This window comes from Limosilactobacillus walteri (assembly GCF_014830205.1).
GTDB lineage: Bacteria > Bacillota > Bacilli > Lactobacillales > Lactobacillaceae > Limosilactobacillus > Limosilactobacillus walteri.
Genome location: NZ_QORN01000021.1, coordinates 17667 through 43357, shown reverse-complemented (window position 1 = coordinate 43357; position 25691 = coordinate 17667). Strand labels below are relative to the sequence as shown.

Sequence of the window (25691 nt, the reverse complement as noted above, 5' to 3'; positions counted from 1 at the left end):
TCTTCTAATATTTTCCTTTTTCAGTAACTGTCCGATGAATTGTTTCGCGCACAGCCCCTGGTTTGGTAATCATTTGTTTGAAGTAGTCTTCAACTTTGTCACCAAGACCGATTTCATAGAGGTCATTACCAAAAATTGACTTATTACTTAAAATTGGCTGCAATTTAGCATGTACGTCAACATCCGCATCCCCAAGCCTAATGTCTTTAACATAATCATGTAATTGTTCATATAGGGGATCTGGACTTGGGATAAATGAATTACCCTTGTCATCCACCGCCATCAGGTACCGACACCAGCCTGCAATTATCATTGGAATAAACTCAAGTTGCGCCGGATCGAGTTGTGGATCATCAACATAATGTTGAAGAGTAACCCCGTAACGAATACCAACCTTTTGCGATGTATCCGTAGCAATTCGTTGTGGTGTGTCCGGAATATTTTTATTCGGCAACCGTTTTTCAATTAACGTATCGATAAACTCTTTCGGGTTAATGATTCCGGGATCCTTAACGACTGGTAAGTCTTCCCCATAGCCAAGATTCTTAATCATCTTAAGTAAATCGGTATCCGTTGCTTCATCAGAAATAGCATGAAAATCAAGCAGACAGCCAAAAATTGCTAACGAAGTATGAAGCGGGTTCAAACAGGCAGTAACCTTCATTTGGTCAGCGTCATTAACCGTTTCGCGGTCTGTCATTAAGACGCCTGCATCTTCAAGCTTTGGCCGACCATTTGGAAAACTATCTTCAATCACGAGGTAGTGTGTTTCCTCAGTATTTCCAAACGGAGCAATATTAGTATGCTTATCTGTATGGATGATTGCAGCATCTTCAATTCCATCAGCGACAAGTTCTTTTGAGACTTCTTCTGATGGGTTTGGTGTAATGCGATCAATCATACTCCATGGGAATGATACCTGCGTCGGGTCACTGAGATACTCAACAAAAGCTTGGTCAACCAAGCCATTTTTTACCCAGCCGTTAGCAATCAATAGAACGGCCTCTTCTAATCTCTTCCCGTTTTGCGAGAAATTATCCGTGCTAACCATCGCAATCGGGAACGCGCCAGCCTTATAACGAGCTAGCAACAGGTTGGCAATAACCCCCATATTAGTAACAGCGGTGTCAGGATCATTTTTAATATCATGGTCGGCACCTTCTGTTAGGTTGCCATTCATATCCGTTAAGCTGTAACCCTTTTCTGTAATTGAAAATGTTGCGAATTGCAGTGAAGGATTACTAAAAATTTCCTTTAACGCCTTCAGCCCCGGTTTATTTTTACTGTTAGCGTAAATACTGTCAGCAACACTCGCTACTAACTCTTTATCAAAACCATCTTTCTTCATTACCACTGATAAAAAGCGGTTCTCATACGGCTTGTAAACATTATTAATAACTTCATCATCATAAGTATCAGCAACGATAATCCCACTATCCATTTCACCTTTATTTATTAATTCTTGGGCAATAACCGAGTGAAAACAGCGAAAGAGATTACCACCGCCAAAATGAACCCAAACAGGTGCTTCCTTGGTGTGTTCAATCAATTTATTTTGATCAAAATGTGGAACAGTAACACCTGCTTTTTTAAATGGTGTCGGGTCATTAAGGTAATCATCAGTTAATTTCACCATTAACAGCGCTTCCTTTCTAAGTAATATACTAATATATCAGTTGTCTTTATAGTAAACGCTTTCATAAGATTTGTCAATGTATTATCAGAAATTGCAATTTAGTAATCAAAAACGTTATAATAAAAATGTTAGAAAGGACGTTATAACAATGCCTAATTACTCACGAAATGATTTGACTGGACAAGCTTATGACATCATCTTAAAAAAGATTATTGATGCCGAATATGAACCTGGTCAAAAAATCTCTGAAAAGAAAATAGAAGATGACCTACAAATTGGTCGGACGCCAGTTAGAGAAGCACTGTTACAGTTACGACAAGAGCGACTTATCAATGTCATTCCCCAGTCGGGAACTTACATTTCAAAAATCGACTTAAAGGATGTATTAGACGCGCGTTTCGTTCGTGCTAGTGTCGAACGGCGGATTATGCGAGAGGCTGCAACCCTCAAATTAACTGCCGAACAGCTTGCTGACTTGGACCGAATTATTGAAAATGAAAAAAGGACCCGTGAAAATGATGATTTTCCTGCTTTCTTAGACAGTGATGACATCTTTCACGAGTACTTTTACAAGCTTACTAACCATCAACGGGTATGGGATTGGCTTAAAAAGATCAACATCCAGTTTAATCGTTTTCGTTTTTTGCGGCTTAAAATCCAAAAACTTTCCTGGCAAGGATTAATCGAAGAGCACGAAGCAATCTATGATGCAATTAAAGCTAATGACGTTAATGAAGCTGACCGCTTAACTGCTAATCATATGCACCGGATGTTAGACGAAGAGGAATCACTTATCAATTCATTTCCCGATTATTTTTCAAATATCGACTAAAAAAATACATTCAATGGGCTAATTAAGCTTGCTCACTGAATGTATTTTTATTTTTAGCGCGATACGCGAGTCCCCGCGCCGCCCTTCATAACAGCTTCAACATCTTCTTTTGTCGAAATATTTAGATCACCAAGAACGGTTAGTTTGAGAACACTAGCTGCGATGGCGTAATCGATCGTTTCTTGCGGATCATTATCATTTAATATTCCGTGCATTAATCCTGCACCGAAAGCATCCCCACCTGCGACACCTTCTAGTACATTGATGTCATATGCTGGACTCTCATAAATCTGACCATCTTTAATCATTAGCGCCATCCATGTTGACTTATCAACAGACTGAATATTCCGCAGTACGCTTGCGATAACCTTGATATTTGGATACCGCTTAATAATTTCCTGCATCCCGTTAATAAAGGTATCTTTTTGCTCAATTCCCCGTGACATATCACCATCAAAAGCATAGATACCAAGGCTCTGTTCAAAGTCCTCGTCATTAGCAATGCAGACAGTCAGGTACGGCATAATTTGCTTCATGTAGGCCTGTGCTTCTGCTGTTGTCCAGAGCTTTCCTCGGAAATTAAGGTCACAGGCAACTTTAATCCCGTGTTCCTTACAATACTCACAAGCATTTAAAATTGTCTTTCGCATTTCTTCAGATAGAGCAGCCGTAATCCCACTAAAGTAGAAATAATCAGCGCCTTTAAGCAAGGTTGGCCAGTCGTATTCGTCACTCTTTGAAGTAGCAAACGAACTGCCTGCTCGATCGTAAGTAACCTTCGTCGCCCGCACACTAGCCCCCTTTTCAAAGAAATAAAGGCCGAGACGTGGACCGCCATATTGAAGCAATGAGGTATCAACGCCATATTCACGAAGTTTATCTTTGGCTGCTTGGCCTAACACATTTTTAGGAAATTTTGATACAAAAGCTGCTGAATCGCCAAAAAGACTTAGTGAAACGGCTACATTTGCTTCTGATCCACCGTAATTGGCATCAAATTGGTCTGCTTGCAACATCCGCTTTTTAGCTGTTGGCTTCAGTCGCATCATCATTTCTCCAAAAGTTACAATTTTACTCATCACATGTCACCCCTTTTACTATTCAGTAACACCAGTCTTAAAAATTGCGATACCATGAACGTTATATTTTTCATTATTCGTTTTTTTACCGCTAGCAACGTCAATAATGAACTGAATGAATTCATCTGCTAAATCATCCATTGACTCATTCATTAATCGGCCAGCATCGAAATCTATCCACCGTGGCTTTAAGTTAGCAATATAAGAATTTGAAGAAACTTTTACGGTTGGTACATAGGTAGCAAATGGGGTACCACGCCCAGTCGTAAATAATACCATCTGGCAGTCAGCCGAGGCTTCTGCTGATGATGATACTAGGTCATTGCCAGGTGCCTGTAATAGGTTCAATCCCTTTGTCTTCAACTTATCACCATATTGCAAAACATCATTTACTGCTGACGAACCAGACTTCTGAGTACAGCCTAACGACTTATCTTCCAAGGTTGAAATCCCACCAGCCTTATTACCTGGTGACGGATTCTCATAGATTGGTTGATGAAAACTTTCAAAATATGCTTTGAAATTATTAATTAGGTTAACAATCTTGTCAAATGTCGCTTTATCCCGTGCTCGCGACATTAAAATCTGTTCTGCACCGAACATTTCTGGCACTTCTGATAAAACAGTTGTTCCGCCTTGAGCATCGACAAAATCAGAGAGCCGCCCAAGCAACGGGTTAGCTGTAACCCCGGATAGGCCATCTGAGCCCCCACACTTTAAGCCAATTTTTAATTCGCTTAATGGTTGCGGTGTCCGCTGATCATCAGCCACCGCATTATTCAGTTCCTCCAACATCGTCAGTCCATCTGCAAGTTCATCTTCACTGTCAGCAGACGAGAGAAACTTAATCCGTTGCGTATTAATTGGACCGGCAGTGGCAACTAACTCCTGCTTCATCTTCTCCAATTCACTATCATCAGCACAGTCTAGCCCGCAGATAAGGACGGCACCAGCGTTAGGTTGTAATGCAGCATCAACAAGAATCTTGCGCGCGTGTTTATAATTATCTTCGGGCGTGTCAAAACCATACGTATGTTTTAATGGAATTACATTATCAAAGTTGCCATTATCAGGGTGAAGCGCTTTGAATTGCTCAACAAGCGGGTCCAGAGTCTCGCTAACGGAACCTACTACCGGAATAATATAGAGGTCGTTACGAATCCCAACCTTTCCATTAGGCCGTCGGTAGCCCATAAAAGTCCGTTGATCTTTTTTTACTTTGGATTTTATTTCGATCGGATCATAGTGATACTGCAATTCACCGGATAAATTGGTTGCTAGATTGTTAACGTGCACATGTTCACCACGCTTAATAGCTTTCGTTGCATGACCAATTGGATACCCGTACTTAATAATGTCTTCACCTTCAGCAATATCTTCAAGCGCAATTTTATGCCCACGCGTGATATCTTCCAAAACGATCACATCCCCGTGGCGCTTTGTATGCAGAACAGACCCCTTTTTTATATCTTGGAGGGCAACGGCGACAACATCATGATCATCGAGAATAATAAAATTATTCACTAGTATCAAACTCCTTCTTATCGTCAAGAAGCTTATTAAATCTGCCTCTTGTCCAATCTAGTTTTGTCCCATGCCCGCTTTTTGAATCCGTTCAAATTCTGCATGAAACTTTTGCGCATTTTCCTTTACCTGAGCATAATCACCATCAGCACCAGGGCCAACTAAACTACCACCAGCGCCGACAACAAATGCCCCTGCTTTAAACCATTCAGCCATGTTATCAAGGGACACTCCGCCACTAGGCATGATATTAGCTTGCGGAAATGGACCTTGTAATTCCGGAATCATCTTTTGAGTAGCAATTGCACCAGGGAAAATCTTGATCACATCGGCACCAGTACTTAGCGCCTTTTGTACTTCACTCGGCGTAAAACACCCAGGCATATATGGAACGCAGTAAAGGTTACATAATTCTGCAACTTCTTCATTATAAGAAGGACTAACGATAAACTTGGCGCCAGCAATCATTGCCATTCGAGCAGTTGCCGGGTCAAGTACCGTTCCCGCCCCCACAACAACCGATGAATCATCCGCATATTCTTCACTAAGGCGCTTAATCGTTACATCGGCATTAGGGGAAGTGAAGGCTAATTCAATTGCCTTCACGCCGCCTTCAATACTAGCTTTTGAAATTTTATATGAATTTTCTTCGCTTCGTCCACGAACAACAGCTACAACACCAGCATTTTTAACAGCTTCTAAGGCTTCAAATTTTGGTAACATAATTAAATAATCTCCTTTTTTATGATAGACGCATTTCATATTGATATACTTGTGAACTGTTTGGCGGCAGGAATAAATTACCTTCCTTGTTCATCCAATCAACTGGTTCGCCAAGTATATCAGGTAAGCCGTTGAATGGTTCAATACATAAGAACGGGCAATCTTCATCTTCCTTTGTCCATAAGCAAACATTATTAAATTGATCAATATCTAGTTGAATTTGATGACTAGTTAATGGTGAGAAGAGCCGGATACTCTTTACTCCTGGATTGGTAATAATCCGTAGCCCTGGTTTAAATGTTTCATAGTTTAATTCAAACAGGTTGCCGTTGGAATTAGTTAACTGTTCCTGGTTGCCAGTTCGGTATGGTGCTGGTGTTTTGACAATCTCAGCAACGTTCAACGCATCCTCAGGGCCGCTAAATTCAACCCGGTAATTATCAAACTTACCAACGCCATTAATTGGCACATTAAATGCCGGATGAGAACCAAGAGAAAATGGCATTATTGCATCAGAATGATTATTAACGTCAAAACTAAGTGATAAGCCTGTGCTAAGCAGGGTAAACGTGATTTTTAATTCAAAATCAAAAGGATACATTTCCTTGGTTTTATCATTGGCCCGTAATCCTAAAGTAAGGATATTCCGTTCATGATTAACAACGGTAAAATCTTCATCTGACACAAAACCATGTTGGGGCATAGAATATGTCTGACCATTTAATACATATTCATCATTATTAGAGCGGCCGATTGCTGGAAAAAGAACTGGCGCATGCTTCCCCCATTCCTTACCGTTCCATATATAATCAAAGCCAGCTGCCTTATTAATAAGGTGGGTCAATTGCGCACCATGCTCATCGATTTCTGCTCGAAACTCTTTATTTTCAATAATTTGCATGTTAATCCTCCATTATTCGGTAACACCAATCTTAAAAATCGCTAAACCATGAAGACCTGATTTTTCATTATTGGTCTTAGTGCCATTTGCAACATCAATGATAAAGTTAACGAGTTCTGCACTACCGTTAGGGTCATTTGCTGCTTTTTCACCATCAAAGTCAACCCAGCGGTTCTTCTTTTCCGCCAGAGCCGAATTAGAAGCAACCTTAATTGTTGGAACATAAGTTGAATATGGGGTTCCCTTACCGGTACTAACAATCATCATTTGACAATCGGCAGAAGCTTCCGCCGATGAATCAATAAGGTCATTATCAGGACTTTCAATTAAGTTAATTCCATTGCTTGTTATCTTTTGACCATAAGGCAAACCAGTAGTAACTTGACCCTTTCCCGCAAGGCGCAAAAGGGTTAGTCCCCGTTCTTCAGCAGTTGAAATCCCAATATGGTCTTCTGCATCATCAGGAACCTTTTCCATTTGCGAATCAAAGTGAGCATAATAATGCTTAAAATTATTAAAGATCGTCGTCACCCGTGCGGCAGCTTGCTTATCCGATGCCCGAGCAATGATTTCCTTCTCTGCTCCAGCTAATGTCGGAATTCCCGCTAATGCTACCGTTCCATCATTGGCCGTAATATAACTGGCAGCATCGGCAATTAAGCGGTCAGCTGTAAATACACTCATGCCATCAGGCCGTACCCGCTGCAATCCGACCTTTAACTCACTCAAAGGTACCGGGACCCGCTGATCATTAGCGGCGGCCGTATTCAATTCTTCTAGCATTTGCTGGGCATTTGCGAATTCATCCTTTACTTCTTGCGCAACAAGGAACTTCATTCGTTGATTATCAATTCCAGCCATTTGCTTAATTTCAGCTTTCATCCCCGCCATTTGGTTATTCTCACAGCCAAGGCCAAATACTAGCACCCCACCTGCATTTGGATGTAATACTGCATCACAGAGGATATGGCGAGTTTGTTCAAAATCATCACCTAATTGCGAACAACCGTATGGATGCTTAAGCAAAATAATATTATCAAAAGAACCATTGTCAGGATGCTTGGCCTTAAACTGTTGAACCATCACATCCATTAACGGTGTAATACATCCAACTGTTGGTACAATATAGAGATCATTACGAATCCCAACTTTTCCATTCTTGCGTCGGTAGCCCATAAAAGTTTTACGGTTAAGGTTGGGAATATCAAAAGCTTCACTAACCTTGCCATTTATTTCATTGGTCTGATTTGTTGCAAGATTTTGTTTATTAACCAGTGAACCAGGAATTACATCAGCTGTCAGGTGTCCGATTGGCTGACCAAATTTAATGATATTAGCCCCGCTTTGTAAATTGGCTAAAGCTACTTTATTACCAACAGGAACATCATTATTAATAACAATTTTTTTATTCTTAACTTCAACAACTGTTTGGGCAGGAAGATTAACGGTCGCAACGGCCACGTTATCATTAGGGTTTAAGATAAGTAGCTTTTTCATAAAATTACTCCTCTGCGTTAATTTCTTGAACGATTTCACGCGTTCCCTTTTTTCCGATTTCGTTGTAATACTTGGTTACTAAGTCTTCCAGTCCTGGAATCTTAGTAAGATCTTCACCCCAAAAATCAGGGTTAGAAAGGGCGGCATGAATATAATCATCTGTGCCCTGAATCTTTGCGAAACCATCAACGATATCAGCGGTATCATTAATTTCAAATTCTGACTTACCGTTATAAATCCAAAGGTAGGCAGCTAATGCAAGCGTCATCCGCTGAGGAAGCTTGCCATACTTTTCGTAATAACGCTTATAGTTTGGTAATAACCGTGCACGATACTTTGAGATACTATTGAGGGCTAAAGCACTTAATTGGTGCTTAACATATGGATTCTCAAAACGTTCTTGAATCCCTTTAGCATAACTTTCCAATTCTTCTTTTGGTAATGGAACAACTGGAATAATTTCCTTATGCATTTCATCATCAATAAATTGGTAAAAATCCTTATCAGCCATTACCTGACCAACTGTTTGTAACCCAGCCAAACGGCCAATTGGTGACATTGTAGTATGCGGGCCATTAAGAATCGATACTTTTCGGTTACGGTATGGCTGCATATCATCAGTCACAACAAGGTTAATTCCTGCCTCTTTAAGCGGTAATACTTTTTCAATATCCTTATTGCCTTCAATAACAAAGATCAAGAATGGTTCTGTTTTAACCATGTTTTTGTCTTTATATCCCCATTCCTCTTCTAAGTCGGCAGCGCGGTCACGTGGGTATCCTGGGACAATCCGATCAACTAATGTGGAATAGAATTCATTATCTTTATTAATCCAATCAATAAATTCTTGGCCAAGCCCCCAGAGATCAGCGTATTGTAAGATAGTCTTCTTTAAGGCGTCACCATTATGATTAATTAATTCACACGGAATAATGTGAAAACCTTTCTTGCCAAGTTCAAAGCGATGATAAAGTAAAGCAGTCAGCTTTGCAGGATATGAACTCTTTTCGCCATTTTGAATTTTTTCACGAGTATCGTTTTCATCAAATGCAATCCCTGCTTCAGTCGTGTTAGAAAAGATAACTTCAATGTTGTCATCTTCAGCTAAAGCCATGTACTTATCGTATTCTGTATAAGGATTAACCGTCCCGTTAACGGACTCAATGATTTCGTGGCTTTGGATTTTCTTTCCGTTCAAAATTCCTTCAAGTAATACGGTATAAAGGTCATCTTGTTCATCAAGTTCCTTCACTCGACCAGTTGGTAGCGGTTGAACAATTTGTACTCCGCCCTTGAATAAATTTTGCTTATTCATTTGTTGAATTTGCCAATCAATGAATGCACGTAAAAAGTTCCCTTCACCAAATTGAATAACCTTATTGGGATATTGTGGCAACTTGCGAAAACTGTTATTTAGACTTTCCATCCTAAAACCCTCCAAATCAAATTAGCTACTGTTCAATCAGTTCAATTTGCTAAATTCAGCCATACCTGTGAGAGGATGATGTGCACTAACTTGCAAACCAAGCTGGTCTATTGAATACGTACTCATTACTATGGTTACAGCACCCCATGAATGCGCTATCAATCTAACTGTATTATAGAATGTTAACGTGAAAATTTCAATAGCAATCCAGAGTTTGTTTAGGATTGATCAAGTCGATTCAAAAGATAAGACCAACGTTGACGCCGGTCTATTAATGGTTTTCGCTATTTAGTTAATTGATAATCAATTAACTCTTTATTTTTTGTTACAATATTAATCATTTGCTGATTTAAGTTATGGCTGGTGCTATTCTGACTAGTCGTATAAATTGAACTAGCCTTGACACACCCTGCCAAAAGAATACTAGCAATAATAACAACAACAAAACTCTTAACAAGACTCATCAAAGTCTCTCCTCTCACACTTTTGGTCTTTAGTGTTCACGTGAACACTAAAATAACAACCAATATTCTACTACATATCTATTATGATGCAAGAGGATTTGTATATTTAACTAAGTCAAACTAGATACTAACATTTAACTGATATATTAGTATACTAGTAGTATAAACGCTTTCATCGGATTAGTCAATTAAGCTTGTTCTGGCCCACTCTACTTAAATTTCAAAATATACTCACACAGTAAGTCATGCATTGTTAGTATAACCGCCCGTCCCATTCGCTCTGCTGTATCATTGCCAACCATTGCAAAGGACAAATTAATCTGGCCATTATAAGTGCTAACGGCAACTTGGAACATGGGGTATTGACGATAAGTTCCCAGCATTGCAAAATCTGTCAGAGCGCACCCAGTAAAAGCAAACCGTTGCGAATCAATAACGCCAAAATTAGTATACGAAATGGATCGAACGTGATAGTTTGTTTCAACAATTTGCTGAAGTTCATTAAGTGTGTAATGATCATATTTACCAATCAACTCTTTGATTGACTGGAAACATTGAAATTCCCGTTTATTCTTTGTCATTGCTTGATGAACGGCTGCTACTACGGTTTCAAATGGCTGTTGTAAATCAGATTTGACTGCAATATTATATCGGGACGTATGATTAGCTATCCGTAATTGTTCCTGATTAGGAATAAATTGGCGCATATCTGTTGGACATGCTAACGCTATTTCATCAGTATTAGAATAACGCTGAACAGCTTGACCAAACGCTGCCATAAAAAGATCATTTAAGGTCACATTTTGACGGTGCGCTGCCTGATGTAATTGTTTTGTCTCCTCCTTGCTTAATCTAAAAGTTAGTGTCCGCCGCCGTTTCCCTTGATCACTCATAAGCGCAGGCATCGTTAATGGCTGGGTCGGATGATCTACTTGCGGATTAGCTTTAACGGGGTGTTCTTTAAGTAATTGCCGCAACCAATCAATGTCTTGATGGTTCACCACGTCAATTTTCCCGATATTATATGCTTTGGCTAGTAAGTACAGAAATTGCTTGGCCCCCGCTCCGTCAGTCAAAATATGACTAAGATAAATAACAATATGATAACTGTCTATTGTCTTATTTAGATAGACTCGTAATTGCGGATCTGCAAACAAGTCCCAGCGTTCACTATCAATATCAGGATCAAGCCCAATAAATAAGACGCCCTCCAAATCATCCGTCACTGGAACAAACGAATTGTCTTCAAGCACATATTTTGAGAAAAGCTCCGGAACAACTTTATTACATTGCATGATTGCCTTTTTAAACCGCTCCACCTTAAAGTGACGATCCACTACAAAACTAATACGAATAAGTGGGTATAATTCTTTTAATCCGATTGTATGTAAGATATTTAGTGGTTCCCCTGGGTATCTCATTGTCTACTTCCTCCTTCTAATCAAAAAAGAGCCATGACATTACCGCCATCGCCCCTAATTGTTCTTAAATTTTAATATTGAAATGGATTTTCGTGCTTAGTAAATAGCTCTTCTGGTGTAGCATCATCGAAGAATCCAAAGTATTCATATGCATTATTATAAGCAATATCTTGAACAATCTTACCAAGATACTTCTTGTCTTCAGGTGCCCGTCCCTGTTCAACTAAGTTCCCAATAAAGTTACATAATACTCGACGGAAGTACTCATGACGAGGGTATGAAAGGAAACTCCGTGAATCAGTTAACATCCCGACAAAATTAGGCAAAAGACTTTGTTGCGCAAAATCACGTAATTGAGTCGTCATACCTTCAGCAGTATCATTGAACCACCAAGCGGCTCCCAATTGCATCCGTTGCTTACCGCCTTCAAGGAAGCATCCCATTAATGTAACTAGTTGCATCCAATCATTGGGATTTAAGGAATAGAAGATTGTCTTTGGAATATCATTAGTATCACGCATCTTGGTGTAAAGTTGCTGCATATGCGAAACAATATCTGGTTGGGTTCCCATTGCATCATAACCTGTATCTTGACCAAGCTGCTTAAACATTGGGTGGTTAAGATCCCGGATTGAATTAATGTGGAACTGCATTGTCCAATTATACTTGGTATTGAGTTTCATCATTTCTTCAAGGAACATCGTAAGCCACTTGTCATATTCAATCCCTGTTACTTCTTCGTTTGCTTCGGCCTTCTTCATGATAGCATCAAGTTCATCATCAGTAGCTTCAGCATAATGATAAGTAAGCAGAGAATGATCTGAAAGACGGCCACCCATATCATTGAAGTATTGGAAACGTTGATCCATTGCCTTAATTAAGTCACGGAAGGAGTTGATTTCGATACCAGAGGCTTTGCCTAGCTTCTTAAGATATTCAGCAAATGTTGGCTTGTTAATCTGGATTAAATTATCAGGACGCATCGCAGGTAATGTTCGGAAGCCATTTTCCCGTTCATCTTTCTTCAAGAGCTTGTGGTAATGAAGGTCTGATGCCGGATCATCAGTCGTGCAGACAGCCTTAACGTTAGAAAGCTTAATAAGGTTACGGGGCTTAAAGTCGTCAGTTTGAAGCAAAGCATTTGCTTTCTTCCAAACCTCAGGAGCATTCTTGCGGGTCAACGGTTCATCAATTCCAAAGAAACGCCGCAATTCAAGGTGGGTCCATTCATAAACTGGATTACCAACCGCCTTTTCAATCGTCCCTGCCCAAGCTAAGAACTTTTCATAATCATCAGCATCACCCGTAATTAATTCCTCAGGTACGCCGTTAGCCCGCATTAACCGCCATTTGTAGTGGTCACCATAGTGGTCTTCATTAATCCATACTCGCGTAATATTTTCATAATTCTTGTTTTCATAGATTTCTTCCGGATTTAAATGACAGTGAAAGTCGATGATTGGCATGTCTTTTGCATAGTCAAAGAATAACTTTTTACCCCATTCATTAGTCAGCAAGAAATCTCTATCAAGTAATGTCATGATTGTTCCTCCTCTAATCCTTATCTTACATCAAAAATAAATTAACCTAGTCCTTAACGTCTTCATCACCAATAACACCATGTTCCCATTTACCATTATCAAGGTCGGTCGCAATTTGCTTAAACTTCTTATCGCTAATCTTATATAAGAAACCAATAATAATAGCGGCCATAATTAAACAGAATCCAGGGTAAAGCGTCATTGCAGCCTTAATCCCTTGTAATGTCCGGGCAGTCTGGTGCGCATTAGCTACATAACCGGTAACTGCTAATACACCTGCACTTACTAAGGCAGCAATTGACTGTGCGATCTTCCGAGAGAAGTTAAAGGCAGCATAGGTAATACCTTCCTTACGCATTCCCGTATGCCATTCACCATAATCAATTGCGTTGGAAACCATGGCCCAAGTAATCCCATTAGGAATCGCTAAAGCAGTATAACCAATAGTAACTAAGACAATAAAAGTAATTACGTTGCTTGGTAAGAAGAAGTTTAAGATGTTAGCAATTGCCCCAACAACAAATGACCACATGGCAGTCCGTTTTTGACCAAAACGTTTTGTTAATGCTGGAATCATAAAGACACCGACAATTGAGCAGCCCATCATTACAGCATTAATAACTGGCTGCAAACCAATGTTACCTAAGTTATATTGGGCATAGAAGACCATCATTTGATTGTTGGTATTCATGGCTGAAATCGTGAACAATGTCATTAAAATTAATGCACCAAGCGGACCATTAGTAAAGACAACCTTAATGTAATCCTTGAAGCCTTCACGCTTAGCATTCTTATCCCGGTGAACCTTAACGTTTTCTTTTGTCCCAAAGTAGCAAACAGCAAACATTGCAACCCCAATCACAGCAAACACCGCAGCAGCAAAGAAGTAACCATGAAGTTGGTCTTTACTACTCATGCCGCCGCCAACTAGTTCCATTAATGGAATAAAAGCAACTCCCGCAATGAACTGGGCCCCGACAGAACCAACTTGACGAGTGGTAGCCATAAAGCTTCGGTCTTGCGGGTTTCGCGACATAACCGACGCTAGCGAACCATATGGGTCGTTAGTAAATGAGTAAACAACACCCCAAATCATGTAAACAGCATAAGCATAAATTATCTTTTGTGTGGTCGTTAACCCCATCGGCATGGTAAACGTGATAACCGTCATAATACCAAGAATAATTGCAGAAACCATCATTACCGGACGGAACTTTCCACGTTTACCAATATTTTTTCGTCCATCAACAAAAGAACCAGCAATCGGATCCATGAATGCATCAAAAATCTTAGTAAAGGCAAAGATTCCGGCAACAGCACCAGCACCAATCCCAGCTGCATCAATCCAGAACTTAGTCAGATAAGCCTGACCCAAGTCAAACATAAAACCGTTACCAAAATCACCAAAGCCATAAAAAACCTTCTGATGAGTAGGAATTTGTTTATTAAAGTTATCCGTCTTTTCAACTTTATGATCATTGGCAGTAGCGTCTTTAACAGATGTGGTATCCAACGATATGACCTCCCTTAATTTACAAAGAGCAAAACGCACACGTGAACATTTATCTATAAAATTAAAAGCTGCTCTTTCACAACTTCTAAACAGTAATTACTGAGAATGATTGCAATCGCTAAGGACATTTCATCGCTCTTTCTTGAAAGCGATTTCCTTAACAACTTTATAATACCACATCTTTTTGAAAACGTTAACAATTTTTGTGAAAAAAAGAACTAATTCAGTTTTTTTACTGACTCCCGAACAACTAATGACGGCTTTATATTCATTGATTGCACTGTTTTAGGACTTTTATTGTTAATTAGATCATTTAATATTTTAATTCCATTGTTTGTAATTTCACGCATTGGCTTTTTGATTGTCGTGAGGCGCGGAATACAATAGTTAGAATAAGAACTATCGTCAAAGCCCATAAACGAAATTTGATTAGGAACATTAAAACCATAATCTTCGCACGCTCGCATTGCTCCCATTGCCATATCATCATTGGATGCAAATATACATGTTGGCAGGTCACCTGAATTTAGGATTTTTTCCATTGCATCATAACCTGACTTTACACTATAATCTCCTGCTACTATCCAATCATTATTACGAGAAATATTATGTTTTTGTAAGGTATCTAAGAAACCGGCTAACCGATTTTGAGAGGATGTAAACTCCTCTTTACCAGAAATAATTCCAATTTTTTGATGTCCCATTCGTAACAAGTATTCAACGGCAATTACCGTCCCAGAATAATCATCCGAAGCATAATTAAAAAGATCCGTCCGCTCAACCTTTCGATTTAAGATTACAATCGGTTTTCCTGTTTTTGCCAATTGTTCAATGTAAATATCATCCGAGGAAGACTGACTAACAACTAAGGCTCCATCGAATCTTAAATTAATTGCCTGCTTTGATTGACGCAAACTTGCAAAGCTGTCCACCGCAATCTCGTATCCCTTAGGCAGCATTTCTTTTATCTGATGCAGCATTTCCGACATAAAGCTCGGTGATGTCCCACTGTTTAGGTCTGTAAAGTAGACTGCAATAATAAAGGAACGGTGCTCTACTAACGCTTTAGCATTTAAATTTGGTGAATAATTCAGGCGTTCCGCGATTTCACGAATTTCCTTTTTAGTTTTCTCTTTTACTAAGGGGCTATCATTCAGCGCCCGTGATACAGTAGTGTGAGAAACGTTTGCGATTTTGGCAATTGTTTTTATTGTAACTTTATCATTCATTAGATATCCCTTCATTCAAATGATCTATTAATGTAAATAATAGCAAATAATGACACTATTTAACAATATAAAAGACAGTTATCTTGCTATAAGAGTAAGTTTCGCATCAATATTCACGTGTGCATTTTTTATAATTATTAAAGAATAATATTAAAATATCTTTGAATCGAATTAATTAATTTTTTATCAAGATTATTAGAAGACATTGCCCATCGTTGACTAACGATCTTCCCATTAGCCTGATAAACTCTGAAATCAGCATTTTGCACCGAAAGCGGGTCATTACCCCAATAATGCCAACCGTTGGCAAGTAAGTTTGCTGATATTTCACAACTAATAAACCAAGCTTTTGCAAACTCTCTCCATGGCCGACCCAAATAATTATCTTGCTGGCTGTTTTCACTATTAACAGTACACTGATAGAAAATAAATCCATACTCCCTTAATTGCTCAGTACATGGTGCACAAAGATAACTTTCACCCCCATCACTAAAAAGACTATTTATAGTGCACATCCTGAAGATAGCACTGCCTCCACCAAAGATATAGTCAATATTCCCTTGAATAGTACATCTTTGAAAAACATATCTTGCCTTTTTCAGTTGCTTATTTTTTACTGGAGTACTGGTGACCGATCGATCCCTATTAACCTGAATTACGGGTCCCAAACAGAGCGTATCTTGGTAAGAAAGTACTGTACAATGATCTAAGCAGATATTGTCGCCATTTAAATATAATGCAACAGATTGCCCAACTTCACTGCCTAATCCCGCATTATTAGAAATACATAAGTTGGTTATTTTTATATTGTCTCCTTCACACAAGAGCGTAGCAGTATAAAATGTTTTATTATGGCCTAATTGCTTAGCACCTAAATTATTATTAATAACAACAATCCCGTGCCCCAAAATATTAAGATTTTGACCAATAATATGGACACGTTGATTGTAAATCCCTGCATAAATATTAATAATCGTTTCTTCTGATGATACAATTTCGTTTTGAAATTGATTTAATACACTTTGAATATTCTGATTAGGAAAAATATTAATTATTTTCATGGTCCCACCTCAAGTAATAAAAAAGTTGAGTTTTCTCGTCAACTCAACTTTTTATTGGCTTAAATTTCGTTTTGAACTAATGAGTAGGGGAAACTTGATCAACAGGATCCGGCTTCTCTTGGTAACCGACATTATTGTTCCCATAACATTGGTCATACTTAAATCCAGTAAGATCTTCTACAACTGCTTTAGTCTTTGGATCCACATCTTCTGGCTTGCCACCTTCATGGCGACGCTTTGTTTCATCATTTAAGATCTTCAGCGTATCACGGTTGACATGCATGTGTTTAGAACTCCAAATACCAAGAAGTTCAAGACCACAAACACCAATTAAGAGAATCAAAACAATTCCCCATTGAGCACTTAACGGTTGAGTTGCACGCCCTTTAACAAAACCAGTTTCTGAAAGAACAAAGCCTAAGATAAGCATAATAGTAGCACGCATAATTTTACCCATCATAGTCATAGCACCAGAATAAATTCCTTCACGACGTCGATTCGTAATTGCTTCATCCACATCAGCCATGTACGAATAATTAGCCCATGGAATGTAATAAACAGCACCAGTACCAAGACCATAAACGATACTAATAGCAAAAATCAACCAAGTCATTGATGTTGCACCAGCAAACCATACGCAACACCAAGCAATCATTGAAATAATAACTGTAGTTAACGCTAGCATATAAGGCTTTGAAGCTTTTCCGTATTTTGCAAAAATCCACATAATAAAGAATGTTGAAATCAATTGTAAAATATTATTAATTGAATTAATCTCTGAAACAAAGACATTAGTTTGTGCTAATACAAAGATAAAGAAGTATGTATTAGTAGCAGCAAAGAGCCATTCGCCACCGAAACCAAATGCATACATTCCGATATGCCAACGGAAACTCTTATTACGCATAGTTGAAATAATGTCGACAAAAATCTTTTTAAATCCGTCCCAGAAACCTTTAACATGTTCAGATTTAACTGCATCTACTGGTAATTCCCAAGTAACAAGGTATACACATAGAGCCGCTAGAGCCATTACAGCAGCATATGTCAAAACGGCCATCTGATAAGAATGTGGATTATTCTTTCCCATTAAGACAAAGAATACCCCTGGTAATGCAGAAGTTACAAAACCAGCAACTTTACCAAAGACTGACATAAATCCTGTCAGTTGTGAACGTTCAGTATAATCCTTAGTCATTTCAACTGGTAACGTCTTAAATGGAACATTAAACATAGTATAGAACCATTCATAAATCAAATAAGTAATCAAGTAATACGCAAATGACTTACCTGTTTGCCATAACAGTGGATACCAAAACATTAATGGCACTGATAAAAGAATAAAGAATCGACGTCGACCAAACTTTCTACCAATATGAGTGTTATTAAAGTTATCAGTAATATAACCCATGAGTGGATTTTCAATAACATCTAGGTAAGTACCGATTGTAAAGATTAATGTTCCTTCCCAAACTGGAAGATTACAAAAAGTAGTATAGAAGAACAGTAACCACGCAGAAGAAATTGATAATGCTCCGCCCCCAATAAAGTTACCAAAACCATAACCGAGCTTTGTAATAATTGTAATTTTATGTTTGCCAGACGGCGAACTAGCAGCAGACCCGTTTGAAGCCATATTTATCCCTCCATAATGAGAAAACAAAAAATAATTGCAGAAACTGAATAAGGAAATATGGAATAAGGAAATATAAATGTTATCGTTAACATCTACGACTTCAATATACAACTATTGCATTTGTTAATCAATGAATTTATGGAAGCGTTTTCTAAAAATGCACTTCAATCCCCTTTATATCAACGTATTGGCAATTATAAAAATATTTTATCGTATTATTTAAACTAAAATTGACATACTATGATCAATTATTTACAATAGTTATGAAAGCGCTTTATTAAAATTTAATGTTAACGGTAAAATCATGGAGGCTAAAAAATGGTTGATAATGGAAAACCAATATTGCTTTCGGCTAATTCCCAAAACGACGATAAATACTATGTTCAAAGAGCTATTGATCAATTAAAAAGTAGTGGTGGTGGTCACTTGATATTATCTGGGGGAACTTTTTACACTGGATCACTTCAGCTTTGCAGTAATCTGCATTTAACAGTTGAAGCTGATGCAAAGTTAGTATTTTCCGATGACCGTCATTATTATCCAGTTATTACCTCTAGGTGGGAAGGAAAAGAAACTTCTTTATATCGAGCCTGCCTTTTTGCTGATCAAGTCAGTGATGTTATTCTTGATGGTTCAGGAGTTATTAATGGAAATGGGTTTTCTTGGTGGAAAGAATTTCACGAAAAGAACAAACAGGTCGATCATGCGCGCCCTTATCTTCTTTCAATTGAGCACTCACAGCGAATTAAAATAAAAGATTTGCAATTTATTAATTCACCATCTTGGACACTACATCCTTTTGATTGTAACGATTGCTTAATTGACGGAATTTCTGTAAAAAATCCTTTTGATTCTCCTAACACCGATGGCGTCGATCCTGAATCTTGTCATAATCTCCGGATTGTTAACTCCGTATTTGATGTTGGAGACGATTGTATTGCAATAAAAGCTGGGACAGAAGATGCATTTCAAAAGATTTCTTGCGAAAATATTGTTATTTCAAATTGTAATATGCTTTATGGTCACGGCGGAGTAGTTTTCGGGAGCGAAATGAGCGGTGACATTCGTAATGTTACCATCAGTAATTGTACTTTTACAAATACCGATCGTGGTATTAGATTCAAAACTCGTCGTGGTAGAGGCGGTACTATTGAAAATATTACAATTACTAATATTACAATGGATAATGTTCTTTGCCCCATCGTAATGAACCTTTATTACTTCTGTGGCGAAAAAGGAAAAGATAAAATTGTCTGGGATAAGAATCCCTATCCTATCTCAGCAATAACTCCAGCAATTAAGCATATTCGTATTTCCCAACTTAGTGTTATGCATATTCAGTCTTGCGTGGGCCTGATTTATGGTTTACCAGAAATGCCAATAGAAGATATAAGTATTTCAAATAGTTCCTTCTATCTTGATTCAAACTGCTCTCCCAAAAAACCTGCTATGTTTGCCGAGGCACCGAAGTTGTCACAAAAAGGCTTCTTTATTGAAAATACTAAAAACTGTAGACTATCTAATATTATTATTTCTAACAACAATGACAATGCAGTATTTCATAATACTGCTAACGAAAACTTAATGCTTAATTTATGATTAAAGGAGATATATATAATGATTAAAGAATATGGGAAGCCTAGTGATGACTGGGCAGTACAAACGGTTGAAACGTTATTAAAACGAGAGCCAGAAGTAAATCTAAAAGGCAAGTGGGAGTACGAAGATGGTTTAATGTTAGATGGTGTCATGGACGTCTTTGAACGAACTCATAATAATTCTTATTTAAACTATATTAAGCATTATTTTGATACTTATATAAACTCAAATGGCGATGTAAAAGGTTACAATACAAGCCTATTCCGCTTAGATGATATCAATAACGGGAAGGTCCTTCTAAGACTTTATAAACTGACTAATGATGAAAAATATAAAAAAGTATTGGACAAACAATTTTCTCAATTGCAGGACCAACCAAGAACTTCAAGCAATCTTTTTTGGCACAAAAATAGCTATCCTAATCAAGTATGGCTTGATGGTATATATATGGGTGATGTTTTTTACGCCGAATACTTAGAAAATTTTCAAGCTAGTCCCTCATATGATGATGTTATTCATCAATTCCTTAAATCATATGAAATTGCTTTAGATAAAAATACTGGTTTATGCTACCACGCTGTCGATGAATCCAAAAAAATGTATTGGGCAAACAAGGAAAATGGACATTCTCCTCATTTCTGGTTAAGAAGTATTGGTTGGTATGTAATGGCAATGACCGATGTTATAGAACATTTACCTAAGGATAACCCTGGTCGTGATCAAATTTTGCAAAACCTTAATAGTCTCTTGGACGCATTAAGAAATGTTGCTGATTCCAATACTAATCTTTGGTATCAAATTCCCGACGAAAGTGATCGCCCAATGAATTACCTAGAGTCTTCAGGAAGTTTAATGATCCTTAATGCTATTGCAAAATCATTGCGGATGGGTTATTTGAGTAAGAATAATTGGCAACAGTTTTTAGTCAAAGGATGGGAAAATGCCTTAAAACAATTCATCTCCATTACAAACGAAGGCTATGTTAACATTAACAAGATTGCTCATGTTGGTGGCTTAGGCGGTCCCAATCACCGAGATGGTTCATTTGCTTATTACATGAGTGAACCAATCGTTGCTAATGATCACAAAGGTACTGGACCTTTCATCATGCTTGCAAACGAAATGTACAAGTATTACTAAACGATATAGTAGTCACTGGCCTATTTTAGTCGGGTGGCTATTTTTATTCTAAGTAATAAATAACTGTTATAATTATTACCAGAAAGGAGTGTTCGATTAAATGAATCACAATCTTCAACCTAAAATTAAGTTAAACAATGGACTACTGATTCCTCAACTCGGTCTAGGCGTTTGGAAAACTTCGCTAAACGAAACTCGGCAAATGGTAAAAGATGCTCTTGAAAATGATTATGTGCTTATTGATACTGCCAAACAGTATGGGAATGAAGAAGCTGTTGGCCGCGGAATTCAAGAAGGATTGGCAGCAACTAATCGCCGTCGAAATAGCGTTTTTTTGACAACAAAGATATTCAATGGTGATCAAGGTAACTATGATAAGTTAAGAACAGCGTTCAACGAGCAGCTGCAAAAGCTTCACACTAACTATGTAGACCTTCTCCTCCTACATTGGCCGGTTAACGATAAATACAACGAAAGCTGGCGAGCACTTCAGGACATTTATGCTGACGGACAAGCTAAAGCAATTGGTGTTTGTAACTTTAATGTTGAACGAATGATGGATTTGCTTGACCATGCCAAAGTTGCTCCCGCTGTAAATCAGATTGAATTTAATCCTCTCATCCACCAGCCTGAAATTGTCGATTTTTGTCGCGAAAAAGGTATTCAGCTTGAAGCATGGTCTCCGCTTGGCAATGGTCGACTTTTATCAAATACTACCATTACTAAGATTGCTGAACACCACCATAAAACCCCAGCTCAAGTTATCCTTCGTTGGGAAGTTCAACAAGGTTTCATCATCCTCTCAAAGACAACGCACCCACAAAGAATGCGTGAGAATGCTAAAATTTTTGATTTTGAATTATCTGCTGATGAGATGGAGCAGATTAACCAATTGGACCAAGAAAAACATGCCATATGGTACGATAAGTTCAAGTGGTCCGGTAATCCCGATGGTGTCGATGATTATATCGCTAAGCCAGGAGCGTTTTAGAATATATGAAAAAGAACAGTTATCGACTCATTCGGATAGCCGTTCTTTTCTTTTAAATCGGCTTTTAGCTCTTTAATATTTAATTACATTCTCTTCATTTAACATTTCTCCCCAAAAAGCGAATGTTATCTAGCAATTATTCTTTTATTGTATTAGAATTTAAAGCATTAAACGAAAGCGAGGAAATAGGATGAAAGCCGTATTAACTGTTTTAGGAGAAGACCAAGTAGGAATTATTGCCCAAGTTAGTACTTTACTTGCGCAAAAGAAAATTAATATTTTAGATGTTTCGCAAACAATTATGGATGGCAATTTTGTTATGATGATGTCTGTAATGGTACCGCCTGAACTCGATAGTCACGAATTAAATACTGAGTTCACTGCTCTCGGTAAGAAGATTGGCGTTGAAATTAACCTGCGAAATGCCAAAATATACGATGCAATGCATAACCTTTAATTAAGGAGCGTATTTTAATGAACTCTCAACAAATATATGAAACCAGCCACATGATTTCAAATGAAAACCTTGATGTTCGAACGATAACCATGGGGATTTCATTACTAGATTGTATTGATAGCGATAGTGACGTTGCTTGCCAAAAAATTTACGATAAGATTACGACGAAAGCAAAAGATCTCGTTAAAGTTGGCCAACAAATTGAAACAGAATATGGGATTCCTATTGCTAACAAACGCGTAACCGTAACCCCTATCGCGTTAATTGCGGCAGCATCTCACGACCGCGATTACGTTAAATACGCGAAAACCTTAGACAAGGCAGCCAAAACTTTAGGAATTGATTTTATTGGTGGCTACAGTGCGCTTGTTCAAAAAGGCTATCAAAATGGTGACCGGACCCTTATTTCTTCATTACCTGAAGCCTTAGCTGAAACTGAGTTTGTCTGCGCCTCCGTTAATGTCGGTTCTACTCGGAGCGGAATTAACATGGATGCTGTTAGACAAATGGGTGACGTAGTCGTGCAAGGTTCTAAACTTGACATGATGACCAATGCAAAATTAGTCATCTTTTGTAATGCTGTTGAAGATAATCCTTTTATGGCTGGTGGCTTTCACGGTGTTAGCGAACCAGACGTGGTAATCAACGTTGGTGTTTCCGGACCCGGTGTTATTAAAACAGCTCTCGAAAAAGTAAAGGGTGCATCAATGGACGTGGTCGCTGAAACGATTAAAAAAACAGCCTTTAAGGTTACCCGAATGGGTCAATTAGTGGGAACCGTTGCCGCTGAAAAACTTGGGGTTCAGTTTGGGATTGTTGATCTTTCGCTTGCACCGACTGCTGCAGCTGGCGATTCAGTGGCAGAAGTTTTAGAAGAAATCGGGGTTGAACAAGTTGGAACCCATGGAACCACCGCCGCTTTGGCAATGTTAAATGATGCTGTGAAAAAAGGTGGAATTATGGCTTGTAGTCATGTCGGTGGATTATCTGGTGCTTTTATCCCTGTTTCTGAAGATGCTGGGATGATTAAAGCCGTTAATGCGGGAACATTAAATATTTCTAAATTAGAAGCAATGACCGCTGTTTGTTCCGTTGGGCTTGATATGATCGCAATTCCTGGTGATACACCAAAAGAAACAATTAGTGCAATGATCGCTGATGAAGCTGCGATTGGAATGATTAATAACAAAACAACTGCTGTTCGCGTTATTCCTGCACCTGGCAAAAAAGTCGGTGATACCGTTGAATTTGGCGGCCTCCTTGGCTATGCCCCTGTAATGGCCGTTAACAAGGCAACAAGCACAGCAATGATTAACCGTGGCGGTCTTATCCCTGCCCCTGTTCACAGTTTTAAGAATTAAAGAAAATCTTCTGAGAACTTGACTAGCTAGTTGAAGATGCAATTTGACATTTAATTTATTCTAAAAAAACAGCAGAGACTGGAAAAACTTTCCTTCGTCTCTGCTGTTTGCATTATGCTAACGTTAATTAGTTCCCTGTTAAAAGGGCGTAAACATAAGAATTTTCTTCTGGACGGTAAACCCCATGAAGTTCGCCAACCTTGGTAAAACCATTCTTGGCGATTAAATGTTGCATGATCTTATTATCAACATGAGTATCAATCCGAATCGTCTTAATATCTGTCCGGTTTTTCTTAATGTAATCAATTACACTAGTGAACAATTGAGAAGCATATCCCTTACCGGCATGGTTGGAGTGAATTGCTACACGATGGATAACAACGTACTTATCAGTATCAATTAACCAATCGCCATGAAGCTCATCATATGAGTGGTCTGGTGCTTCAACGATTGATAATGCTCCAACGGTCTCGTCATCATCTGATTGAACAAGGTATGCAAAACCCTTTTCAATATCTTCTTTAATGTGTTCTTCGTTCGGGTAATCGCCCTGCCATTGATCAATCCCCTGCTCAGCTAACTGGTTTCGACCATCTCGCAGAATTTCCATAATTTGATTTAAATCATCCATTTTGGCTTGTGTGATTTGCATCGTATTACCTTCCCTTCTCATTACATTATTTAAATATGTTATTCGTTAAACAACCCTAATACTGTAACATACTTTACGTTTTAAATACAACCGTTAATTATTAAAAGTTAGTCCTTTAATATGCTATGATAACACTAAACATTAAAAGAAGGCGCTAAAATGATTAGGCGAAAAAACTTTAATTTAATATTGATAATTACATTACTGGCAACTTTTATTTTCTTCGGTTTGACTGGCAAAACTGTCCATGCAGCAATATCGGGTAAATACGTACATTCCACTACACCAACCCTCTTTTTTCACGGATACGGCAGCGGTGCGCATGCTGAAGAATACATGGTAAACGGCTTCGTTAAAGCTGGCGTTTCCCAAACCGTCATTACTGCGGACGTAGCAGGTAATGGAACTGTTACCTTGAAGGGAAATATTCCTCATGGGGCGATTAACCCATTAGTTAAAGTAAACTTTGAAGATAATCATACCTCAGATTACGCGCTTCAAGGACAATGGGTCAAAAATGTGCTGGAAGAATTACAAGCCAAATACCATTTTAAAAAAGTAAATATCGAAGCCCATTCAATGGGAAACATGGCGGTTATGTATTACTTGCTTACTAATGCTGGTAACCGTAACTTACCCCAAATTCAAAAGCAAGTTGCCATGGCCGGAACTTTCGATGGCGCGATTGGCTGGAATGAGCCAGCTAATCTAACAGTTAATTCACAGACTGGTAAGCCGTCTGCAATGAATGATAGCTATCAACGGTTGCTCGCCCTCCGCCATCGGTATCCAAAGCAAATTAAATTATTAAATATCTACGGTGACCTAAGTAACGGCAATGATAGTCAAGTATCTAATGCATCTTGTAAGTCACTCAAATATTTAGTTAATAATCGACCTCGCTCCTACCGTGAAATCAAGATTACAGGGTCGAATGCTAAACACGAGTTATTACATCATAACCCGCAAGTTAATAAAATCCTAATGAATTTCTTCTGGGGAAAGTAA

General features: G+C 38.4%; 22 protein-coding genes. 7 read left to right on the top strand and 15 right to left on the bottom strand.

Annotated elements, in window-relative coordinates; translation table 11 throughout:
* Positions 1 to 4: 4 nt before the first annotated feature.
* Entirely contained in the window at positions 5 to 1636 is a 1632-nt protein-coding gene (locus tag DTK66_RS06330) for a mannitol dehydrogenase family protein (RefSeq protein ID WP_191668126.1), read from the bottom strand.
* Positions 1637 to 1784: 148 nt separating this feature from the next.
* Here DTK66_RS06330 and DTK66_RS06325 point away from each other — a divergent pair, with 148 nt between their 5' ends.
* A complete protein-coding gene (locus DTK66_RS06325; protein ID WP_191668125.1) occupies positions 1785 to 2468 on the top strand; it encodes a GntR family transcriptional regulator in 684 nt (227 codons plus the stop codon).
* Positions 2469 to 2521: 53 nt separating this feature from the next.
* Here the strand turns inward: DTK66_RS06325 and DTK66_RS06320 are convergent, their stop codons facing one another.
* The 13 genes from DTK66_RS06320 to DTK66_RS06260 form a co-directional block, all read right to left on the bottom strand.
* Complete coding sequence (locus DTK66_RS06320; RefSeq protein ID WP_191668124.1) at positions 2522 to 3547, bottom strand: sugar kinase; 1026 nt, start codon at positions 3545 to 3547, stop codon at positions 2522 to 2524.
* Between the two features lie 18 nt (positions 3548 to 3565).
* Entirely contained in the window at positions 3566 to 5071 is a 1506-nt protein-coding gene (locus tag DTK66_RS06315; RefSeq protein WP_191668123.1) for a UxaA family hydrolase, read from the bottom strand.
* Between the two features lie 57 nt (positions 5072 to 5128).
* The gene (locus DTK66_RS06310) at positions 5129 to 5794 is read right to left on the bottom strand and encodes a bifunctional 2-keto-4-hydroxyglutarate aldolase/2-keto-3-deoxy-6-phosphogluconate aldolase (RefSeq protein ID WP_153929910.1); all 666 of its coding nucleotides are present in this window, start codon (positions 5792 to 5794) and stop codon (positions 5129 to 5131) included.
* A 19-nt stretch (positions 5795 to 5813) separates the two neighbouring features.
* On the bottom strand, positions 5814 to 6695 hold the full coding sequence (locus DTK66_RS06305; RefSeq protein ID WP_191668122.1) for an aldose 1-epimerase family protein: 882 nt from the start codon (positions 6693 to 6695) through the stop codon (positions 5814 to 5816).
* Between the two features lie 12 nt (positions 6696 to 6707).
* Positions 6708 to 8192 carry a UxaA family hydrolase gene (locus DTK66_RS06300; RefSeq protein ID WP_191668121.1) on the bottom strand — a complete coding sequence of 495 codons (1485 nt, stop codon included), beginning with the start codon at positions 8190 to 8192 and terminating at the stop codon, positions 6708 to 6710.
* Positions 8193 to 8196: 4 nt separating this feature from the next.
* Positions 8197 to 9618 carry a tagaturonate reductase gene (locus DTK66_RS06295; RefSeq protein WP_191668120.1) on the bottom strand — a complete coding sequence of 474 codons (1422 nt, stop codon included), beginning with the start codon at positions 9616 to 9618 and terminating at the stop codon, positions 8197 to 8199.
* A gap of 284 nt (positions 9619 to 9902) precedes the next feature.
* Complete coding sequence (locus DTK66_RS06290) at positions 9903 to 10082, bottom strand: hypothetical protein (RefSeq protein ID WP_191668119.1); 180 nt, start codon at positions 10080 to 10082, stop codon at positions 9903 to 9905.
* A gap of 209 nt (positions 10083 to 10291) precedes the next feature.
* Positions 10292 to 11503, bottom strand: a complete 1212-nt coding sequence (locus tag DTK66_RS06285) for a condensation domain-containing protein (RefSeq protein WP_191668118.1) — start codon at positions 11501 to 11503, stop codon at positions 10292 to 10294.
* A 71-nt stretch (positions 11504 to 11574) separates the two neighbouring features.
* A complete protein-coding gene (gene uxaC, locus DTK66_RS06280; RefSeq protein WP_153929900.1) occupies positions 11575 to 13044 on the bottom strand; it encodes a glucuronate isomerase in 1470 nt (489 codons plus the stop codon).
* A 46-nt stretch (positions 13045 to 13090) separates the two neighbouring features.
* Positions 13091 to 14557 (bottom strand): glycoside-pentoside-hexuronide (GPH):cation symporter, encoded by a 1467-nt coding sequence (locus DTK66_RS06275; RefSeq protein ID WP_153929899.1) that lies wholly within the window; start codon positions 14555 to 14557, stop codon positions 13091 to 13093.
* Between the two features lie 218 nt (positions 14558 to 14775).
* Positions 14776 to 15786 (bottom strand): LacI family DNA-binding transcriptional regulator, encoded by a 1011-nt coding sequence (locus tag DTK66_RS06270; RefSeq protein ID WP_191668117.1) that lies wholly within the window; start codon positions 15784 to 15786, stop codon positions 14776 to 14778.
* 137 nt (positions 15787 to 15923) lie between these two features.
* The gene (locus DTK66_RS06265) at positions 15924 to 16847 is read right to left on the bottom strand and encodes a pectinesterase family protein (protein WP_191668116.1); all 924 of its coding nucleotides are present in this window, start codon (positions 16845 to 16847) and stop codon (positions 15924 to 15926) included.
* 76 nt (positions 16848 to 16923) lie between these two features.
* Positions 16924 to 18483: an MFS transporter gene (locus DTK66_RS06260; protein WP_191668115.1), complete on the bottom strand. Its 1560-nt coding sequence runs from the start codon at positions 18481 to 18483 to the stop codon at positions 16924 to 16926.
* Positions 18484 to 18801: 318 nt separating this feature from the next.
* On the opposite strand from DTK66_RS06260, the gene DTK66_RS06255 reads away from it, so the two are divergent.
* From DTK66_RS06255 to DTK66_RS06235, 5 genes are all read left to right on the top strand, one after another.
* Positions 18802 to 20082 carry a glycoside hydrolase family 28 protein gene (locus DTK66_RS06255; RefSeq protein WP_191668114.1) on the top strand — a complete coding sequence of 427 codons (1281 nt, stop codon included), beginning with the start codon at positions 18802 to 18804 and terminating at the stop codon, positions 20080 to 20082.
* A gap of 18 nt (positions 20083 to 20100) precedes the next feature.
* Entirely contained in the window at positions 20101 to 21222 is a 1122-nt protein-coding gene (locus DTK66_RS06250) for a glycoside hydrolase family 88/105 protein (protein ID WP_191668113.1), read from the top strand.
* A gap of 100 nt (positions 21223 to 21322) precedes the next feature.
* Positions 21323 to 22213 carry an aldo/keto reductase gene (locus DTK66_RS06245; RefSeq protein ID WP_191668112.1) on the top strand — a complete coding sequence of 297 codons (891 nt, stop codon included), beginning with the start codon at positions 21323 to 21325 and terminating at the stop codon, positions 22211 to 22213.
* 190 nt (positions 22214 to 22403) lie between these two features.
* Positions 22404 to 22670, top strand: a complete 267-nt coding sequence (locus DTK66_RS06240) for an ACT domain-containing protein (RefSeq protein WP_153929885.1) — start codon at positions 22404 to 22406, stop codon at positions 22668 to 22670.
* Between the two features lie 17 nt (positions 22671 to 22687).
* Positions 22688 to 24031: a PFL family protein gene (locus DTK66_RS06235; RefSeq protein WP_191668111.1), complete on the top strand. Its 1344-nt coding sequence runs from the start codon at positions 22688 to 22690 to the stop codon at positions 24029 to 24031.
* A gap of 127 nt (positions 24032 to 24158) precedes the next feature.
* On the opposite strand, the gene DTK66_RS06230 is transcribed toward DTK66_RS06235, so the two are convergent.
* A complete protein-coding gene (locus tag DTK66_RS06230) occupies positions 24159 to 24683 on the bottom strand; it encodes a GNAT family N-acetyltransferase (protein WP_191668110.1) in 525 nt (174 codons plus the stop codon).
* A gap of 159 nt (positions 24684 to 24842) precedes the next feature.
* On the opposite strand from DTK66_RS06230, the gene DTK66_RS06225 reads away from it, so the two are divergent.
* Complete coding sequence (locus DTK66_RS06225; RefSeq protein WP_191668109.1) at positions 24843 to 25691, top strand: alpha/beta hydrolase; 849 nt, start codon at positions 24843 to 24845, stop codon at positions 25689 to 25691.

What these genes read in the sequence shown, in the direction of transcription:
- DTK66_RS06330 (WP_191668126.1), bottom strand. Translation starts at nt 1,636, where the DNA reads ATGGTGAAATTAACTGATGATTACCTTAATGACCCGACACCATTTAAA.
- DTK66_RS06325 (WP_191668125.1), top strand. Translation starts at nt 1,785, where the DNA reads ATGCCTAATTACTCACGAAATGATTTGACTGGACAAGCTTATGACATC.
- DTK66_RS06320 (WP_191668124.1), bottom strand. Translation starts at nt 3,547, where the DNA reads ATGAGTAAAATTGTAACTTTTGGAGAAATGATGATGCGACTGAAGCCA.
- DTK66_RS06310 (WP_153929910.1), bottom strand. Translation starts at nt 5,794, where the DNA reads ATGTTACCAAAATTTGAAGCCTTAGAAGCTGTTAAAAATGCTGGTGTT.
- DTK66_RS06305 (WP_191668122.1), bottom strand. Translation starts at nt 6,695, where the DNA reads ATGCAAATTATTGAAAATAAAGAGTTTCGAGCAGAAATCGATGAGCAT.
- DTK66_RS06300 (WP_191668121.1), bottom strand. Translation starts at nt 8,192, where the DNA reads ATGAAAAAGCTACTTATCTTAAACCCTAATGATAACGTGGCCGTTGCG.
- DTK66_RS06295 (WP_191668120.1), bottom strand. Translation starts at nt 9,618, where the DNA reads ATGGAAAGTCTAAATAACAGTTTTCGCAAGTTGCCACAATATCCCAAT.
- DTK66_RS06290 (WP_191668119.1), bottom strand. Translation starts at nt 10,082, where the DNA reads ATGAGTCTTGTTAAGAGTTTTGTTGTTGTTATTATTGCTAGTATTCTT.
- DTK66_RS06285 (WP_191668118.1), bottom strand. Translation starts at nt 11,503, where the DNA reads ATGAGATACCCAGGGGAACCACTAAATATCTTACATACAATCGGATTA.
- uxaC (WP_153929900.1), bottom strand. Translation starts at nt 13,044, where the DNA reads ATGACATTACTTGATAGAGATTTCTTGCTGACTAATGAATGGGGTAAA.
- DTK66_RS06270 (WP_191668117.1), bottom strand. Translation starts at nt 15,786, where the DNA reads ATGAATGATAAAGTTACAATAAAAACAATTGCCAAAATCGCAAACGTT.
- DTK66_RS06265 (WP_191668116.1), bottom strand. Translation starts at nt 16,847, where the DNA reads ATGAAAATAATTAATATTTTTCCTAATCAGAATATTCAAAGTGTATTA.
- DTK66_RS06260 (WP_191668115.1), bottom strand. Translation starts at nt 18,483, where the DNA reads ATGGCTTCAAACGGGTCTGCTGCTAGTTCGCCGTCTGGCAAACATAAA.
- DTK66_RS06255 (WP_191668114.1), top strand. Translation starts at nt 18,802, where the DNA reads ATGGTTGATAATGGAAAACCAATATTGCTTTCGGCTAATTCCCAAAAC.
- DTK66_RS06250 (WP_191668113.1), top strand. Translation starts at nt 20,101, where the DNA reads ATGATTAAAGAATATGGGAAGCCTAGTGATGACTGGGCAGTACAAACG.
- DTK66_RS06245 (WP_191668112.1), top strand. Translation starts at nt 21,323, where the DNA reads ATGAATCACAATCTTCAACCTAAAATTAAGTTAAACAATGGACTACTG.
- DTK66_RS06240 (WP_153929885.1), top strand. Translation starts at nt 22,404, where the DNA reads ATGAAAGCCGTATTAACTGTTTTAGGAGAAGACCAAGTAGGAATTATT.
- DTK66_RS06235 (WP_191668111.1), top strand. Translation starts at nt 22,688, where the DNA reads ATGAACTCTCAACAAATATATGAAACCAGCCACATGATTTCAAATGAA.
- DTK66_RS06230 (WP_191668110.1), bottom strand. Translation starts at nt 24,683, where the DNA reads ATGCAAATCACACAAGCCAAAATGGATGATTTAAATCAAATTATGGAA.
- DTK66_RS06225 (WP_191668109.1), top strand. Translation starts at nt 24,843, where the DNA reads ATGATTAGGCGAAAAAACTTTAATTTAATATTGATAATTACATTACTG.